Below are 18,470 nucleotides of genomic sequence, written 5' to 3'. Positions count from 1 at the left end.
CGTCGCCGACACCCCATCCCCCAACTGGACGGAGTGCTGTATTCCCTGCGTCCACGGATGTAATCTCGTAAGTGTTGAAATAATTATAGTTATTATCTGTTCTCCCGAACAGATTCCCTCATTACATCCCACGTTCTAAACGGGATTCCATTCGACCGTATCGGAGGTCCGTGGACTCCATGGACGGGTTTCGAGCTTCAACTCCAGATCAAGCCGCCAAGCGTGGAGGTCGGTGAAGCGCACCCGGTGTATGCCCATGCATCTTTTCCATTCTGGATCCGGGTTCTTCGCCGTGGGAGGAATCGCACGACGGCTCCAGAGAGAACCACCGAATCTCTATTCTTTCCCGCAGGGAGTCCGTTAATTTCAGTTAACGGATGCTCTCCAGGGCCTTGCCGACTCCGGGGGGCCGAGGGGCTCCAGAGCGAAAACCCATTTCAGCCAGTTCTGAGATTCTGACCCTGAGTCTCAGCGAAGAAAAAAGACAGGGTAATGGAATCCGACAATGAGCCCCTCCTGGATAAGGATGGGATGGGTTGTGTCCACGTTTCCTCCTGAGTAAGCTTCCCACCGTCGCCAAGTTCAGGCGTGCATCATCCTGACTATTCGAATGAGGAAGAGCAGCGTTCCCATGAAGAAACTCTACGGCTGGTTGGGGATGGGGTTTCTGTTGTCCACCCTGCCTGCAGCGCCAAGATCAATGCCGCCGCTGGAGAACGAGCCTCCCTCCGGCGACTCGATCCAACACCAGACGTCGTCCGGGACAACGCTCTACTTTCCCGACTACGTGGATGGAGGTGGTTGGTCCATACAGCTGGCGCTCAGCAATCTGGACCCAAGCCGGAACGCACCGGTGGTCGTGACCGCCTACGACCCCCAAGGCCAGAGGGTTTCGGGGCTCTTCGAATCTGGGACCCGCTTCGAGATTCCGGCTCGGGGCAGCCGAGTCTTGAGAAGCACCGGAGCGGGCGCGATCCGGCGGGGCTGGATCGAGGTCAAGAGCGAGACCGCTTCAGTCCGGGGGTTGTTGACCTATCGAGACGCCGGAACCGGGGTCGAGGTCGGCGTCGAACCGGGACGGCTGAGAGATCACTTCGCATTGTTCGTCGAGGAGTCGAGCAGCATCGGCACCGGCTTGGCGATCTTCAAGCCGGAGGCTTCCTCTGAGATCGAGTTTCGAATCCGTGATGAAGCGGGAATGGACCCGCATGGCGACGCTCTGACCCGGGGAGATTTCCAACAACGAGCTTGGACTCTTCCGGAATGGTTCCAGGGGACCGATCCGGAGATTCTCAGGGATTTTCGAGGCCTTCTGTTTTTGCGAACGGCAGTTCGCTCTTCGTTCGCACCGCTTGGGCTGCGCTTCGGGAAGCGGCAGGGTTCGCTCTCGGCAGTCCCGGTGATCCCGATCATGGGAGGAACGGAGGGCCAAAATTCTTCGCATTCGTCCCAGGCTGCGGATCCACTTTACTTTCCCGACTACGTGGAGGGAGAAGGATGGTCGGTGCAGCTGGTGCTCGGCAACCTCAACCCGGATCGGAGCGCTCCGGTCGTCGTCGAAGTCTACGATTCAACAGGCCAATCCGTTTCGCGGTTCTTCGACTCCGAGAACAGTTTCGAGATTCCGGCCTTAGGCAGTCGGCTTTTGAGAAGCGCTGGCGGGGGAATGATCCGGCGGGGCTGGATCGAGGTCAAGAGCGATCCGGTCGTGGTCGCTGGATTGCTGACTTACAGGAATTCCCTGACGGGGATCGAGGTGGGCGTCGATCCGGTCGAATTGGGAGATCATTTTGCGCTGTTCGTCGAAGAATCGACCGACATCGGCACCGGACTGGCCATCTTGAAACCGGATTCATCCTCCGAGCTCGAACTCCGCCTCAGGGACGAAGAGGGGAGAGATCCTCTAGAAGGGTCGGTCATCCCCGGAGAGGGCTTTCACCAACGAGCACGAACCATCCCGGAGTGGTTCGATGTGGAGGGAGTCGATCAAGGATTTCTTAGGGACTTTCGGGGGCTTTTGTTCCTGCGGGCGGCGGATGACTCCTCCTTCGCCCCCGTCGGGCTGCGCTTCGGGAAGCGGCAGGGTTCGCTCTCGGCGGTCCCGGTAATCCCGCTGCCCAGCGGTGGCGATGACCTCGACACCCTGCTAGACGGCGTGGCCGAGATTGCCTCTCCGGGTGTCCCCGGTCTGTTGTGCGTCTACGGCCCCGAGGCCCTCCCGGTGATCGTCGGTGCACCGCGCGACGATGCCTCGGCCGGGGTGCGTGCGCCGGTCGTCGCCGCCGCCCGTTGGCAGGACGGCCGCGTCGTCGCGCTGGGTCACGATGGTTATTTCGTCCGCAGCACGCTTGAGACGGCGGATACAGGAAGCCTGATGATGAACGCGTTTCATTGGGCCGCCGGGGAGACCGCTTCCGCACGTCCCCGCATCGGTGTTGTAGGGGCTTCCGAGTTGCGTGCCTGGCTGACGGAGACCGGACACGATGCCGTCGCAGTCGGGCTGACACCTGAGTCGCTGCGAACGGTCGATGTCGTTGCGGTGAAAATGTGGAATCAAAGTGATCCGGAAATCGAAGCGCTGTCAACTTTCGTGCGCGGCCATGGCGGTCTCGTGACGGTCTCCGTCGGTTGGGCCTGGGCACGGTATTTGCACCCGGACAGAGATCTCGTCACCGACCACCCTGGAAATCGGCTGCTCGCGCCCGTCGGCATACAGTGGGCTGACGACTATCTTTCACGCACGTCACCGAAGGGCTATGCCGTCGACGGACAGCCCCATGACCTGACCCATGCCGGCTCGGCGCTCGATGCGGCTGAGGCACACGTAGCCGGCAGACGCACACTGACCCAACCGGAGATTGACCAAGCGCTCGACAGCCTGTTGCGTACCGCCCGCTCCCTGCCTCCCGACGACACACTGCTTGCGCCACGCCTGACCAGGCTGGCCGAAAATGCCGACTGGCCCTCGGCGGAGCGACCGGTGAGGAGGGCCGATGTGATTGACCGAGTGGCCGCTGCGTTTTTCGCGATCGAGCATCGCCGCACTCCCCCCGAGTCCGTGCATGAGCATCCTGCAGCCGCCGACTTCCCCGGCTCCGTCCCGGACGACGCCACGCGCCACACGCGTAACCTCACCATCGACACCACCGTGCCCCGTTGGCACTCCACTGGCCTTTACGCCGCTCCGGGCGAGTTGGTCACGGTGACGGTGCCGGCCGAGGCGGCCGAGGCCGGCGGTTTCCATGTGCGTGTGGGCGCCCACACTGACGGCATCTGGCCGCGGCCCGAGTGGAAGCGAATGCCCGAGATCAGTCGCCATTTTGCCATCTCTGAGACGATGACCCGTGTCGCCAATGCTTTCGGCGGTATGATCTACCTTGAAGTTCCGGACGACGCGGACCTGGGGAGCATCGCCGTTAAGATCGAGGGTGCCGTGGCGGCGCCCCGATTCGTGCTGGGCGAGACGGATCCGGCCGCGTGGCGCAACGAGATCCGCCATGCGCCCGCACCGTGGGCGGAGATCGTGGGCCGGAACATGATCGTCACGACGGACGCAAGCGAGGTGCGCGGCCTCGACGATCCAGTAGCCGTAGCAGAAACCTGGGACCGTGTGCTCGACCTGAGCGCGGAGCTGGCCGCCTGGCTGGCGTCTGCCCGCTCAAGCCCGGAGCGGTTCGTCGTCGATCGGCAGATTTCGCATGGCTACATGCACGCTGGCTATCCCCTGATGGCCCATCTGGACCAGCAGGCCAACCTGGTGAATGCGGAACGCCTGAGCTCAGACGGCAACTGGGGCTTCTTCCACGAGGTGGGCCACAATCACCAGAGCGCCGACTGGACATTCGATGGCACGGTCGAGGTGACCGTCAACCTGTTCACGCTCTACGTCTACGAGTTCCTGTGCGGGATCCCTCCGACCGAGCGCTGGCGCGGATCCCACCTCTCCCGGGCCGAGTGGATGGCACTCTACGACTTCGATGATCCGGACTTCGAGCTGTGGAAGCGCGAGCCGTTCCTGGCTCTGATCATGTATGCGCAGATGCAGCAGGCATTTGGCTGGGACGCCTACCGGCAGGTATTCACCACATACCGAGCTCTATCGAACGAGGAGCGGCCGAAGAACGATGATGAGAAGCGTGACCAGTGGCTGGTGCGCTTTTCACAACAGGTGGGCCGCAACCTCGGCCCGTTCTTCGAGACTTGGGGTGTCCCGACATCGCAAGCAGCGCGGGACTCGATCAACGACCTGCCGGCGTGGATGCCACCCGGCTTTCCGCCGGCGCGTTAGGAGTAATCTCCTTCAGTCGCGGCGAACGGAGAATACCGAGGTGTCAGGGACGCACACTAGATTACGATAAAGTATATTATCGTTCCCTGAGCCGATCCCAGAGGGGCGGTCGCTTTTTCCCGCCGGCGAGCCGCCGCCTCTGGACGCGCGAGCCACGCTTGGAGGCAAGCTCGCCTAACCGGGGTTTTGTCCCCTGGAGGCAGCGCCGGTAGAAGTCCTCGACCCTCACTAACTGTGACTCGTTCTTTCGTTTCTTGCTCTCCGCCAGTCTGTTGGATCTCCTCCGTGCTGTCCAGTTCGCCGTTGCGCGGGCGGGGCCTGGAGGTCGCTCAGAGGCCTATACCCTAACCCTTCATTATCCCGAGATCGGCCAACGTAGGCCTTCTACGGACGTCTTTTTTCTCCGGATCCGGTCGACTGCGGGACAGGATCCGCGAGCCCGCCGCTCACATCCCATCGTCTTCGCCCCACTGTGCGGGGGGAGTTGGAGCCGAGTCCTTGAAGCCAGATCCAGATGTTCTCGGCGGAGGCCGGTTCCTGATGGACGCTCTCTCCTTTTATCCCCCAGTAGGTCTTGGTACAGGCCTTCCCGCAGGGATATTTTGGACGGGAGCGACCCCCCCAGGCGATGGCACGGAGAGTGCACATCAGCCTGCCCCCACAGTGCCGATCCGGGAGGCAAAAAGGGGGGGTCGCTCCCGTCCACCTCCGCTTTCCCCGAGCGGCACCGCCGAGCCGCGAGGCGATCCGTAACCCGAACGGGGACATCAGGTTAGAGAAAAGTCGCCGTGCACGTCGAAGAGCACTCATTGTGCACATGCCCCGCGTTGTCTCATGTGCACTCCCCGATCGGCACGGAACGCCACTTTTCAGCGGTCAGGATCGACCCTCCCGAAAGTCGGCTCGAACGCCATATCACGAAGCCTGTCGGGAGGACGACCACGGCGGAGGCGACGAAAAACAGGGACAGAAACGAGCACAGGACAGGATGCCGAGACCGGACAGAGTCAAAGATCTCTCCCGGAACGTCTTCATGGGGATCGTCCTCCTTGCTTCGGTAGCCGGTAGGATCGGCTCCGAACCTGTTCCGTCCGGGCCGCCAAGCGGAGATCAGTCGAAAAACGCAAAATCTTCGGTGTTGTGGAACGGGAACCGCTGAGCTCCCAGTGAGTCCTCGACTCCCAGGTACCGGCGCAGAGCCTTGTGAACGTGCTTCGGGTAGACGATGGTTCCATTGGCGTCGTCGCGCTGTAGCGTCCTCGGGTTGATCCTGTGCGCAAAGTGCAGGGCGTCGGTCTCGCCGATGACGCGATTGGTCCAGGATTGGTTCTTTTCCATTACGATGACGCTGCCAATCGGCCAGTGGTCCTTGCCCTCGTCGACGTTGTAGTGGTTGGTGCGGCCAAAATCCGAACCCAGCACCACTACCAAGCGGTCGGCCACCCCGTGGGTTTCCGCGTACTCCCACAGAAAATCGACGGAATCCGTAAGGTTCCCCAACAGCCAGTTGTGCTCCGGATCATGATTGGCGTGTGTGTCGAAACCGCCCAGAAAGAGATCCGCACTGACCGCGACCTTCGCCTTGAAAGCGAGGATCGCGAGTTGCGCTTGACGCCGCAGCTCGCTCTCGTGGGTGTTGACTCCGCTTGAGAACTTCTCCGGTTGCTCCAACTCATCGTTCGGTGGAATGAGGGCGGCATACGCTTTCAACCCGTCGGTCGCTTCGGGCGAGAGAGCTGCTCGATACAGTCTGCGATTGCGGGCGGCTCGGGGCAAAAGGTGCGGCGTTGCGGCGACCCGCGCGATGTTGGCGTCCCGGAACCTCTTGATGGTTCCCCAGTTCTCCAGCAAGAAATGCACCGGCAAGTATCGTTCCCCCGCGACGCCGTGCGCCGGGTTAGCGATATTGGGGATCAACTTCGCCCGAGACAAGCGCGTGAACGGCGTGAGTCCGGCCGTAAAACCGAATCCTCCAAAACTCAGATAGGAGAGCGAAAGGCCCGGCCCGTGATGAGCGGCGAGCAGTGCCGTCAGGCTAGGATATCCTTCCGAGGATCGACCACTCCAGTTGTGGACGATTCCAACCGTGTGGGAATTCGTCTGTGCATCCACGCCGTTGATGATCAGCATCCGGTCGTAGTACTTCTCGAAGAACCTCGAATTGTTGGCGAAATCGGCGTAGAAGAGATTGCCTACTTGCCGGATCTCTCCGTTCTCGGCCCAGTGGTTGATGACCTTTTCCCCGGGCGTATTCGCCTTCGGATCGCAAAAACTCGTCGGGTCCCATCCACCGTCCGCCTGAACGAAGACGAACAACTTGCCGTCGTAGGCAGCAGCATTGGCGAAGGGCAACTGGAATCCCGAAACGGTGCCGGCAGCGCCAGCCAAAAGCCTCTTGACAAAAGTGCGTCGTTTCATTCCTCTCCCCCGGGGTCAACGAACATGGTGGATCGAGCAGGTCCTTAGTGATAGAGGTACCGGTAATCCGTCAGAAAATAGGCCAGCACTGCGCTCCAAGCTTGGCTCGCAGGACTCTCTCCGTGAAACTCGGCGTCATCGAGTATTTCTTCGACTCGATCCTCGTTGAGGGTCAACTCGCCCCATTCGTTGTATTGAGTGAGGTCATCGTCCACGATTCCTTCAAAATAGAATATGTCTCCATTTGCAATGTGTCCCGTATTACTGCACGTGGGATAGCACACCTTGTCGGGTGCGACGTCCTCGCACTCACCGACGAGGAGGCCCCAATCTTCGGACCCGTATTCCCGCTCGCGTGCCCACACTTCAACGAACAACTGGAACGCCGCGTCCACGTCGGGCGAGTCAGTGGTCACCGCTACTCCGAGGAGTTTCTCGTGCAGTTCGACCAGCTTGTTGCGGATCGCCCTGGCACCCTGCGAGGATTCGAAATCCGATTCGACCACCATCTCCAGCTTGGCGTCTTCTTCACCGGGCACCTTCGGACTCTGAAATGCAACGACTTCGATCTCGTAACTTCCATCCGTAGGAATCGAAATGGGAATATCCAGCCAACCGTCGCACCAGTTGACGCGATACCCATCAGGCCGCCGTTTCCCCTCGTTGTAGTAGTGATACACTTCGCACCCGGATTCCCGCTCGTCTCTCGGCGTGTCCCAAAGGATGACCTCGGGCAGAGTCTCAAATTCGACCTGTGAGACAATCGTACCCGCCTGATCGCGAACAATCGCTACATCAAGAATCAAGTCTCGGGTGAGTTCGGTTTCGGGATCCCAATAATTGTTCGGATACCTGAGGCGCAGGTTTTTGTCCCCGACGGTCAGGAAACCGGACCATGAATTCGTCTCCCGCTCCTTCCACGAATCGGCCTCGATGACGGCTGTCCCGGAGAACTCTGAAACTGGAGACACCTGCTCTTCGATCCCGCTGAAGAGCCGCCGCTTGTCGTCCGGCAAGAGACGGAACTCGCGTTTCACGATGGGACAACTGACTTCCGCGGCGTGGACCTGTGCGACCGCTGCCATTACTGCCGTGACGTCATCCGTCCGTTCGGTAACGGCATCCGAGTCGATCCCGCCATAAAGCAAACCATATTCGTTGCGGTCTCCAGTCAGAGTAGTTTTTTCGAAACCCGGAGAATTGATATATCGTCCCCAACCGTACCCGGTGAGCATTTGAGTCTTCCAAGCCAGCTCTTCCGGCGTGAGCAGTCTTTCGGCACCAGCGTTTCGAAGTGCCGCCATCCGCATCGGATCATCGTCCTTGATCGACTCGGCGCGGAACCAGGGAGAGAGCACGATCTCTACCAGTAGGTCCTTCAGGTTGTAGGGCTTCCCACCCGCAATGCCCGTTCGGAACGCCTCCGCGAGTCGCTGCACCTCTGCGGATTGGGCGTTGGAGGCGACCAGCATCGCCTCGAAGTCATTGTCATTCCTGTCCTCCGGGGGCTCCGCGACTTCGACGCCCAGGATCGCCGGCCACCAGAACTTCACCGTCGCTTCGGCAAACCGGTCGTCGGCGACGATCCGCTCGGCCAACCACTGAAGGCTGTTTTCCGAGTTGGGCGCAACCTCCCCGGCAAACCCCGGCTCGCGCATGTCTCGGTACCAGGAATCGCCATATTGATAGGGCGTGTAACTACCGTCCGGCGGGTCCTTGTAGAATTTGTCCAGGGAGTCCAGCCCTCCCCATTCATCTCGATATTCCCCGTCTTCTCCGTAGTTCTGAAAGGTCCCGGCCACCGGATCCATGACGCGATGGCAGACCGTACAGGCGGGATTCTTCATGGTCGGGTTGTCGGTGTCGGCGAGCGCAACGGGGTCGGTCGTACGCGAGGCCGACTTCTCGATATCCAGCCCGAGGAAGTGATAGTAGGTCCAACGCGACCGGGCGCGGTTACGGTTGGTGGGAGTCGTGGGGTACCGCCGCAGGAACACGGTCGTATTGAGAATCCCCGCGTGGGGGTAGTCCGTACTCAGATTGCCGGGATCGAGCACATGATCTCCGATGTCTGTCCTGCTCTCTATAACCTTGGACTCGTCGTCCCGGTAGTAGCTGACAATTTCTGAAGGTTTGAACTCCAGCGGATCTTCGGTATCGTCGAATTGTATCGACGCGCCATAGCCCTCGGACACCATCGGATTCGCCATGATGTAGTCGGCCATCAAGATCTCGGTATACGGAAGATCGTTTTCCACTACGTGCGCGATCAGTTCCAAGGGGGCGCGTGCGGCTCCGAAGTAGATCCTGTCTATCCACTTTCCATACTCTGGATCGTCCCAACGGTCTTCGTATCCTTTCTCGAACGCCTCCAGGGATTTCTTCCAATGCAAATTGACCAAGTCGACGAAATTAGAAAACCTCACAGCAATGGGCGGTTGATTACTGAGGTGCCTATCTGTCAACAACCGATCGTTACTCGCCCGGATCAGGAACTCGTGGAATCCCCGTCCCGTCATCAGCCCACGGATCGCAGCCCTCAACTCTTCCTCCGTGCCGTTGTCGACGGCCTCGCGTTCCTCCCGGGTCGGGATCTTCCCGCCGAAGATCAGTGCCGCCCGGCGGAGAGTCCTCCCCAGCGACGCCATGGTGACGGTGTCGAACAACGTCTCCGGCGTCACGTCGGGACTCGAACCGTCGCCGTATCCCAGAAGCTCCAGTAGGCGCTCCATGTTGGCGAAGTCAGCGGTCCCGGCGGCTACCTGCACGCCCCCGCCGTGGCCCACGCCCTGGATCTTGTTCAGGATCAACTCGGCTCCGTCCTCTACTGAGGACAGGAGGTTCCGGATCGTAGCCAGATTGAGGGTCCCATGATCGGGGTTCGAAGAGGACTGGAACACCAGCCGCGTGTGTCCGGACACCCCGCCTTCCACATGGCAGTTGATACACTTCGCCTGCACGATGGGGCCGGAGATGTTGTTCAGGAAAAAGTCCAGCGCCGATTCCACCTCATCGGACTTGGCGGAATACCTCGTGGCATCGGACATCAGGAAGGCCCCGCGCCAGTCCAGGGTAATCGGCGGCCCCCGTCGGCCATCCCTCAGGGCAGGACACATGACGGTCACGTCCACGCGATCCGGCGTGGACGCATACATGGTGTTTTTCATGCGCCGGTGCGCCCGGCTGCGCTGCTGTTCGTAGGCCCGGTGCTTGGACCAGGTCCGGTCTCCCTCCTGAGCGGAAGACGACATCGGACCGGATCTCTGGAATCCCATGCCGACGCCGATCGTCGCCAGAATCAGCAACGCATAGGTCACCTGTTTAACAACGTTCATTCGGCTCCTGTTGCAGTAGAGGTTCGATGCTGAATGTTGGGAAGGCTTGTCTGACTCCGCCGTCGCGGCCGGACCGACGGAAACAGCTCCCTACTGCACGGACTTAGGGGGGATCGCTCTCTCTGCTCCAACCGGTTTCCGAAGAATTGTCTTGGACGACGCATTGCAATGAATGATCTTCACGGCACTGGATGACCCGATAACGTTAAAGTTTATCGTGAAGAAGGCGGGAATGCATATAGTAGAACTGATTATAGACTGATAATATGGGGCTATTATCTGACATTTCTATGATACTTTGTCCGAAGGCGCTCTCATTGGCCCGTAGCGTCCGATTGCTCCAAACCCGGCTCTGGGATCGTGTCAGTGCATGGGTACATTGAGCCGGGTTTTGTAGTGGGATCCGACAGGGAGAGGCGAATGCCGAGGCCCGGCGAACTGAGGCGCGAGAACGAGGCGCTACGGGATCGCATTTCCAGGCTCAGCGCCGCCATCCTGTGGGTCAGCGTGAGCATCGCCGTCCGAACCGTACTGCAAGAGGTCGTCGAGAGGGCTTGGCGTCTATCCTAATTCGTGAGGCAGGAGAATCGCCGGGACGCTGATCGCATAGGGGATTCCGAGAAGGAAGTTCGGCCATACGAGGAAATCCGCCCTGTCGGGCAAGGCCAGCTTGAAACGGGGCTTTTCCGGCACCGGAGCCGGCCGGTTCTTGTCTTGGGGAGGACGTTCCGTCACTGACGGAGGACTCGTCCGGAGGCAGGGCGGTCAGCCGGGGCGGATTTCTTTCCCGGGTTTGAAGCGAACGGTCTTGCCGGGACGAATGGGGACCACGGCTCCCGTCCTGGGGTTGCGGCCGATGCCACTCTTGCGCGGCTTGACCAGCAAGACTCCAAAACCCCGCAACTCAATGCGTTCCCCATGCTTCAGGGCGCGCTTCAACACCTCCAGCACGGTATCGATGGCCTCTTCGGACCTCACCTTGGTCAAGCCCACCTTTTCGGAGACGCGTGACACAATGTCTTGTTTGATCACAGCTTGGAAATGCCCCCTGAGGTGCCAGCCGTTGTCTTATATTGGGCATCGGTTCGGGATGTCAAGGTTCGGTTCAGGCTCCGCAAGTGAGAAGTCAATCTGGAGTCGGAAGTGGACTTTTCCGGGAGGACCGGTCGGAGACGAGAAAGGGGAACCGGATCACCCGCCGCCCCTTCGTCGATTCGCCGCAGTCCGGACAGCGGAAGGCGCGGCGAATGCGGAGCCTCTCCACCGCCGGCTTCGTGAGGGCCTCCAGCCGTTGATCGTGGATGCCGGGGGCGCTCACGCGTCCGATCTTGCCCGTCACCGGTGTCATTCGTGGCCTTCCCGCTAGGGATAATGAGACGGGAGCGACCTCCCCCCCAGGGGGTGCTGCGCACATGTGAATGGCGCAACACCCCCGCGCCCGCACCGGGCAGGAAAAAGGGGGGGGCGCTCCCGTCCACCTCCGATCTCCCCGTGCGGGCACGGCGAAGCCGGGAATGTGGCCGCAACTGCATGAGAGGCAAAGAGATCGGGGAAAGTGGATTTGTGAATCGTCGGGACCGCCTTTTGTGAATCCACCCGGCGTGTCCCATTCACACTCCCGGACCGGCGCGAGACCCCTTCACGCATTGCCGAAACGAGCCCCATAAGCCCTTGCGACGGCCAAGTGCGTTCACCTGTCAAACACGACTTGGAAGGAGCGACCTTCCGCCTCTGGTTACAGCTCGACCACCCGCTTCAGGGCGGGCCGCCGAGCCGCCGTGGGAATCGAGCCGCGTGAGCTGGATCGCTTACGGAAACGCGAATTAAATCAACTTGATGGTGCAGAGTTCGCAGACCACACGGACTGCGCCCATTTGGAGAATTCCCCGCTCCGGCGGCGCATCGCGGCGGATCCTGGACGACACCGGAAAACTCCCCGAAACCTTGCCGGGGGGTCCACCGAGATCACGACCCGATAGAGAGAATCCTGGATCTCGCCATCTCGTCGGGCTGAGTGCCTCGTTGTGGCTGTTTGCCGGGGTGGCTCCGAAGGTGCTTAAAGGGAGATGGAGAATCCATCGGGAGCCGGGGAAAATGCGCAGGTCCCCGGCTCCCAGGGGAGAGAGCATGGATGGGACTCTGTCCCCTGGGATTCTGACTGCCACGGTTGCCCGGAAGGGACAAGGCGGAGGGCCGGGAACCGCTATTTCTCAGGGCTGCCTGGGTTGGACGCACTGGAGGCCGTCACGTCCTCTTCGATCTCGACGGTGAGGAACGCCCCCTCGGTATCGAGATAGCGCCACACTTGTGCCGATTGCTGGTTGTAGAAAAACAGGCCGTGTTCGCTCTCGAACAGACGCCAGGGGCCTTCGCCAGACCCAAGGACGACAACGGCTTCTTCCGGCTGGACCATCTCTTTCTCATGGACCGCGACCGCGACGGCGGCAACTCCCAGCAAGACGACCAGGGCGACGATTGGAATGTACGGTTTCATCAGTTTCTCTCCTTTCCACTCATTCAAGATGGAAGATGGATGCCAGAGGTTCACTCCAATTTGGTCGAGGGGGCGGGGCCTCGACTAATCCCCACCTTCCGACATCGCTCCGGGGAAGAAGGAAACGGGAACGAAACCCCTTCCCCATGTGGGAGCTATTACTTGCGGAGTCCGTCCACAAGGGCGTCCCGGACAGACTCCATCCAAGCTTCGAGATTCCTCTGGTGCTGGACCAACTCCTTGACTCGGCCGTCGATGGTCCGGCAACGTCGAATGATGAGCAGGTGGGAAACGGCAATCAGCAGCAGGAGAAAGAGGATCCAGAGAACATGCCACCAGATGTTCACGAATACGATGGTGCTGTGAATGAAGCTGGTGAACTCACTCATCACCCAACTTCCTTTCCTCGCGCACCGGCCGGATCCACGTAACGATTCCCCATAGGGTAAGCATGATGCCCCCGATCACGACCGCGGCAATGAGCACCAGGAGCAGGAACGTTACGGCACCGACAATGAATTCGCGCAATGCCTCCATGCTTTCAGCTCCGGCGACGGAGCCCCGTGTATTGGTGATTGGTCGGGGAAGGCTTCTGGAGGAGACTGTTCCACTCCGCCGCCACAGGATTCCTTACACGCCGCTCCTTTTTATCTGGAATTTTAGACTTGACTACACAACGGGGGGAAAGAGAGACCACCGAACCCAACGCCGGGCCAGTGCTCCAAGAACCTCGATCACTCGGAAATCGATCGCGTCGGAATCTGTCAACTCCAACTGCGATTCTCTCTTGAAGTGCCTCCATGGCAAGCCTCTCTTCCCAACTCAGTACCCGGGGGGGCGGCGTGATCGGAAACCGCCCCCCTCGGACATCCCTCCGGCGCAGGAAGAGATTCGGAATTGCACGACTGACGCTGACCCATGTAAGTGCGATGACTTGCCATCCAGATCCATTAAATTGAGAACAGGCCGTACGCCCAACGCCGATCACCTTGTAGGCAAGCCGCCAGGGGAGCGATATGGGGATCGTCAGGGCAAGGCCGATGGTTCCGTCGTCCTTTTCCGTCAGGGACTTCATTTACTCAGCGTCCTTCTCGAGTTCCTCCCCTATCGCCAAGAGTGAGTACGCTAGCGCTCGGGCCTGAGAGAGTGAAAGTTTCGCCCACCTGGGCGATCCGGCCCTGTATCCGATTCGATTCCGACTTTGCAGACCGATCCGAAGCTCGATCGGGTGGTACGGGTCATCGCTGGCGCCAACGAACACCGGAGCCAAGAGTGTCCCGCTGTAAATCCGGTTCGGCGTGCCCTCGCTGTTGTCCTTGCTCATTTTCCGTCTCTCTGGGGTAGATGGACTTCTAACGGGCATCCCTGCATTGGTTCCTGGGCTTGGCTCGAATGTACTTACTGCCACGGTCACGATTCTGGTGGCGCTTTGGAGGCTGCTCGTCGTCAAAGCGGGTTCGACTCGGCCGAAGATGGTTCTGTATCCGGCCCAGAGGGCCAACGGCAATACGCCGCCGACGAGGTAGCGCCACTCGAAGGATCGATCCAGGATCGACCAGCAGACCCAGAGCCACCATGGGAGCAACGTGGCCCAGGTGTGAGCGACCAGCAAGTAGGCAACAATCGCCATTTCTCAGTGGTGGCGGGCATCGGGTGGTGAATTGCCGCGTCTGGTGTTGGGACTGAGCAACTATGGAGAAAGCCAGACCCGAAACCTCCAGGGCCTCTTCATCGGGCTTACATACGAAGGTTCCAGGGGCCGGTGCGCACACGTACGCGTAGTTGCAGCAACTGATGATATTCGCCCGACCATCGGACCGGCACCGGCCCTTGGAACCCCTCACCATCGGTTCTCCGGCTTTGATTTAAGACGCGCATTGACCGGGCGGACCCTGGCATGGGTCATCCGCCTGACCTTCGCCACGGCCGTGTCTCCGGGAACGTCCAGATCGAACTCCTCCTCCAGTTCAGTCTTGTTCGGCTCGTAGATGTGTCTCGCCAGTTCGATTTGGAACCTTCGTATCTCATCCCCCTTTGGTTGCATCGGTCTTTCCATCCCGCTCTTCGTGGGATCGAAGTCTGGCCCAAGTCGGTGATCATCAAAGGGGCGGACGAAACAAGAGAGAAACCCGCCCCCCGACATCGCTCCGGGAGAGGGAGTGACAGACTCTCCCGTTTGGGAGCGATTACCGCCCGGAATGCATGAGGGGTGCTCTGCGAAAGACCCCTTACCGTGAATGATCTCCACAACACTGGATGCCAGCAGACCAGAAGGGTATCACCAAGAAGTGATTACAGAATGACAATATGAGCGTATCTACTGATATTGTTATGATATTTTGCGCTCAGTTGCTATCCTTATCCCGCAGAGCCCGTTGCGTCTCCAACCCGGCTCCGGGATCGAGTCGAGGCCGGGGGACTCTGAGCCGGGTTTCTTAGTAGGGTTCGACAAGGAGGGGTAAATGCCGAGTCACGACGAACTAAGACAAGAGAACGAAGTGCTGCGGGACCGCATCTCCACGCTCAACGACGCCATTGCGGCAACCTTGCGGATCACCGCGAGCCTCGACGTCAGCACTGTCCTGCAAGAGATCGTTGAGAGCGCCTGCGCGCTGACCGGGGCCCGCTACGGCACGATCATGACCGTCGACGAGGCGGGGCAGCCGCAGGATTACACCACCTTCGGATTCACCCCGGAGCAGCATCAGCAGTTGCTGGCCTGGACGGACGGTCTGAATTTCGTCGAACACCTGCAGCAACTTCCGGGACCGGTGCGGCTGGAAGACCTGTCCGGCTACATCGACTCGCTCGGCTATTCTCCTCAGGCGGTGATCCTGTCGCCGAATTTGCTGGGGACCCAGATGCGCCATCGGGGCGTGGACGTCGGAGGATTTTATCTCGCGGCGAAGGCTGGCGGAGAGAAGTTCACGAGCGAGGACGAAGAGGTCTTGGTGTTGTTCGCGTCGCAGGCGGCGGCAGCGGTCGTCAACGCCCGCAGGCACCGGGACGAGCGGCGGGCCCGGGCCGACCTGGCAGCCCTGATCGACACCTCGCCCGTAGGTGTCGTGGTCTTCGACGCAAAGACGGGGGACGTGGTGTCGCTCAACCGGGAGGCGAAACGCATTGTCGGGGGCCTGAGTATGCCGGGGCGCCCCATGGAGAAGCTTCCGGAGATCGTGACCTGCCGCCGGGCCGACGGGCGGGAGATCGCCTTCACGGAGTTCCCCCTGGCACAGATCATGAGCAGCGCCACGACGGTGCGTGCCGAGGAGATCGTGCTCAAGGTTCCCGACGGCCGCAGCATCACCACGCTGGTGAACGCCACGACGGTGCGCGGGGAGGACGGCACCGTCGAATCCGTGGTCGTCACTTTGCAGGATATGGCGCCCATCGAGGAACTGGAGCGGATGCGAGCCGAGTTCCTGGGCATGGTCAGCCACGAGATGCGGTTTCCGCTGATTTCGATCAAGGGCTCCACCTCCACGGTGTTAAGTACCCGGCCAACGCCGAACCTGGCCGAGATCCTCCAGATCATTCGCATCATCGACGAGCAGGCCGATCACATGCGCGGCGTGATCAGCGACCTGCTGGATGCGGGCCACATCACGACGGGCACGCTGTCGGTCTCCCCGGAGTCGGAAGACCTGGCCGGCATGGTCGAGCAGGCCAGGAGCACGTTTCTCAGCGGCGGGGACCGGCACGCCGTCCACATTGACCTGCCGCGCGATCTCCCACGGGTGATGGCCGACCGGCAACGGATCGTGCAGGTCATCAACAACCTCCTTGCCAACGCGGCCCGGTACTCACCCGAGTCGGCTCCCATTCAGATCGCCGCCGTGCACGAGGAGGTCCACGTGGCAGTCTCGATCACGGACGAAGGCCGGGGGGTGCCGGCGGACCTGCTGCCGCATGTGTTCCGCAAGCATGTGCGTGTGGACGGCGATCGCGGGATTCGGGGGTCCGGGCTGGGTCTGGCCATCTGCAAGGGACTGGTGGAGGCCCACGGCGGGCGCATCTGGGCCGAGAGTGAGGGGGACGGTCTGGGCGCCCGGTTCACCTTCACGATTCCGGTCGCAGAGAAAGCGGGGGCCGGCGCCGCGACGGGCTTCGACAAAAGTGCGTCCTACTCGTCGCGCACGGACCGGGAGCGAACCCGCATCCTGGTCGTCGACGACGATCCTCAGACGCTGCGCTACGTTCGGGATGCGCTCTCGGCGGCCGGCTATTCGCCGGTGGTGACCGGCGACGCTCGGGAGGTGCCGGGCTTGATCCGGACGGAGCGGCCCGAGCTGGTCGTGCTCGACCTCGTGCTGCCGGGGCGGGACGGGATCGAGTTGATGCAGGACGTTCCCGAGATGGCGGACCTGCCGGTCATCTTCATCTCCGGCTACAAGGGGGACGAGACGATCTCAAGGGCCTTGGAGATGGGTGCCGCCGATTACATCGTCAAACCCTTCTCCACGACGGAACTGTCCGCGAGAGTTCGGGCGGCGCTGCGCCGGCGATACGGATCGTCCGAATCGTTCCGGTTGGGGGAGTTGGCCATCCACTACGAGAACCGGCAAGTGACGGTGGCCGGCCAACCGGTGCGGCTGACGGCGACCGAATACGAGTTGCTCCGGGTCCTGTCGGTGAATGCGGGCCGGATCCTGACCTACGATTCGCTGCTGCGACAAGTCTGGACCACGCAGGAAACCACCGACCGTCGGGTGGTGCACGCCTTGGTGAAGAGACTCCGCGGCAAGCTGGGCGATGACGCGTCCAAGCCTGACTACATCATGACCGAGCGGCGAGTTGGCTACCGCATGCCCAAGCAAACGAATCAGTGACGGTGCCCGATTTGCGGGGGCTCCCAAGAGATTACGAGAGGTCCAACTCATCGGAGCCTGATGTCTCCTGAAGGCGTCCCGCCGGCTTCTCCTGGACCGTGTTTCCGGTTCCTGATCCTTCGGATCAGGGAGCGGGGTCTGTATCTCACCAGAGTCTGATTTGGCCGTTCCTCTTCTCGGCCCGTTCCCGATAGCGCGCCGCCCGCAGGGCGCGCTGGCAACGCTCACACAAGGGGGTCCACGATCCGGGTGTCCCGTCCGCACCGGGCGCAGGGGGGCGCCTCCATCCACCGCCAGAGGGTCTCGGTGAAACCCCCGCAACGTTCGCAGTGCTGCTCACCTGGACCGACTCGAAAGTCTTGGCATCCGGCGCAGGTTCGCTCGAAGCTCATCGACGTCTCGACCGGCGCCAGTGCCCCGACTCGCAGAATTCCCCGCATCGGGGGCAGTTCGGGCAGCGATGGGAGTGACGTCTTCGAAGCCGGTCCACCGCCTGCTTCCTGAGCGTCTTCAGTCGTTCCTCGTGGATGTCGGGGACGCTCATGCGTCCCATCTTGCCCGTTACGAGTGTCATTTTGTGGCCTTCCCGACAGGGATATTTTGGAAGGGAGCGACCCCCCAGGGGGTGTTGCGCAGATGTAAATTGCGCAACACCCCCGCGCCCGCACCGGGCAGGAAAAAGGGGGGGTCGCTCCCTTCCACCTCCGCTTTCCCCGTGCGGGCGCGGCGAAGCCGGGAATGCGGCCGTAACTGCATGAGCGACAAAGAGATCAAGGAAATCGGAGGTGTAAGTCAAAAGGCTTCCGGGATGGAACTCGCGTCCTTTGTCTCCCTTACACTCCCGGATCGACACCGAACCCTACTTTTCAGCGGTCAAGATCGACCTCCAGGAAGCCGGCTCGAACGCCAGATCCCGAAGCCTGCCGGGAGGACCACCACGGCGGATCAACGGAGCCGGCCGGACGCCCGAGGCCGACTCCCGCCGGCCAGATAGCTCGCCCAGTCCTCCATGAGCCGACGACGCCGCTCGAACAGGTCCGTGCGGCGGTACGCCGCCTCCACCTTGTTCTTCACCACATGCGCCAGCGCCGCCTCGACCACCTCGC

13 protein-coding genes are annotated in these 18,470 nt (G+C 61.1%); 3 read left to right on the top strand and 10 right to left on the bottom strand.

Annotation, left to right across the window (positions count from 1 at the left end):
* Nucleotides 1-1,027 precede the first annotated feature (1,027 nt).
* Entirely contained in the window at nucleotides 1,028-4,288 is a 3,261-nt protein-coding gene (locus tag OXT71_09010) for a M60 family metallopeptidase (GenBank protein ID MDE2926522.1), read from the top strand.
* Nucleotides 4,289-5,398: 1,110 nt separating this feature from the next.
* Here OXT71_09010 and OXT71_09005 read toward each other — a convergent pair.
* Nucleotides 5,399-6,706 carry a DUF1501 domain-containing protein gene (locus OXT71_09005; protein MDE2926521.1) on the bottom strand — a complete coding sequence of 436 codons (1,308 nt, stop codon included), beginning with the start codon at nucleotides 6,704-6,706 and terminating at the stop codon, nucleotides 5,399-5,401.
* A 44-nt stretch (nucleotides 6,707-6,750) separates the two neighbouring features.
* Nucleotides 6,751-10,041: a DUF1588 domain-containing protein gene (locus OXT71_09000; GenBank protein ID MDE2926520.1), complete on the bottom strand. Its 3,291-nt coding sequence runs from the start codon at nucleotides 10,039-10,041 to the stop codon at nucleotides 6,751-6,753.
* Nucleotides 10,042-10,461: 420 nt separating this feature from the next.
* Here OXT71_09000 and OXT71_08995 point away from each other — a divergent pair, with 420 nt between their 5' ends.
* Nucleotides 10,462-10,611 (top strand): hypothetical protein, encoded by a 150-nt coding sequence (locus OXT71_08995; GenBank protein MDE2926519.1) that lies wholly within the window; start codon nucleotides 10,462-10,464, stop codon nucleotides 10,609-10,611.
* Nucleotides 10,612-10,806: 195 nt separating this feature from the next.
* On the opposite strand, the gene OXT71_08990 is transcribed toward OXT71_08995, so the two are convergent.
* The 6 genes from OXT71_08990 to OXT71_08965 form a co-directional block, all read right to left on the bottom strand.
* Nucleotides 10,807-11,073: an integration host factor subunit beta gene (locus tag OXT71_08990; protein ID MDE2926518.1), complete on the bottom strand. Its 267-nt coding sequence runs from the start codon at nucleotides 11,071-11,073 to the stop codon at nucleotides 10,807-10,809.
* Nucleotides 11,074-11,167: 94 nt separating this feature from the next.
* Entirely contained in the window at nucleotides 11,168-11,389 is a 222-nt protein-coding gene (locus OXT71_08985) for a hypothetical protein (GenBank protein MDE2926517.1), read from the bottom strand.
* Nucleotides 11,390-12,244: 855 nt separating this feature from the next.
* Nucleotides 12,245-12,535: a hypothetical protein gene (locus tag OXT71_08980; GenBank protein ID MDE2926516.1), complete on the bottom strand. Its 291-nt coding sequence runs from the start codon at nucleotides 12,533-12,535 to the stop codon at nucleotides 12,245-12,247.
* 158 nt (nucleotides 12,536-12,693) lie between these two features.
* A complete protein-coding gene (locus OXT71_08975) occupies nucleotides 12,694-12,924 on the bottom strand; it encodes a hypothetical protein (protein MDE2926515.1) in 231 nt (76 codons plus the stop codon).
* Complete coding sequence (locus tag OXT71_08970) at nucleotides 12,917-13,072, bottom strand: hypothetical protein (GenBank protein MDE2926514.1); 156 nt, start codon at nucleotides 13,070-13,072, stop codon at nucleotides 12,917-12,919. The genes OXT71_08975 and OXT71_08970 overlap by 8 nt, the downstream gene beginning before the upstream one ends.
* Before the next feature lie 1,303 nt (nucleotides 13,073-14,375).
* Nucleotides 14,376-14,579 (bottom strand): hypothetical protein, encoded by a 204-nt coding sequence (locus tag OXT71_08965; GenBank protein MDE2926513.1) that lies wholly within the window; start codon nucleotides 14,577-14,579, stop codon nucleotides 14,376-14,378.
* A gap of 418 nt (nucleotides 14,580-14,997) precedes the next feature.
* On the opposite strand from OXT71_08965, the gene OXT71_08960 reads away from it, so the two are divergent.
* Nucleotides 14,998-17,364 (top strand): ATP-binding protein, encoded by a 2,367-nt coding sequence (locus OXT71_08960; protein MDE2926512.1) that lies wholly within the window; start codon nucleotides 14,998-15,000, stop codon nucleotides 17,362-17,364.
* A gap of 224 nt (nucleotides 17,365-17,588) precedes the next feature.
* Here OXT71_08960 and OXT71_08955 read toward each other — a convergent pair whose 3' ends face one another.
* Both OXT71_08955 and OXT71_08950 read right to left on the bottom strand, forming a co-directional pair.
* Nucleotides 17,589-17,756: a hypothetical protein gene (locus OXT71_08955; GenBank protein MDE2926511.1), complete on the bottom strand. Its 168-nt coding sequence runs from the start codon at nucleotides 17,754-17,756 to the stop codon at nucleotides 17,589-17,591.
* Entirely contained in the window at nucleotides 17,753-17,938 is a 186-nt protein-coding gene (locus tag OXT71_08950) for a hypothetical protein (protein ID MDE2926510.1), read from the bottom strand. Before OXT71_08950 ends, OXT71_08955 begins: the two co-directional genes overlap by 4 nt.
* Nucleotides 17,939-18,470 lie beyond the last annotated feature (532 nt).

Source organism: Acidobacteriota bacterium (genome assembly GCA_028874215.1).
Classification (GTDB): domain Bacteria; phylum Acidobacteriota; class UBA6911; order RPQK01; family JAJDTT01; genus JAJDTT01.
This window is presented reverse-complemented; position numbering and strand designations above follow the sequence as displayed.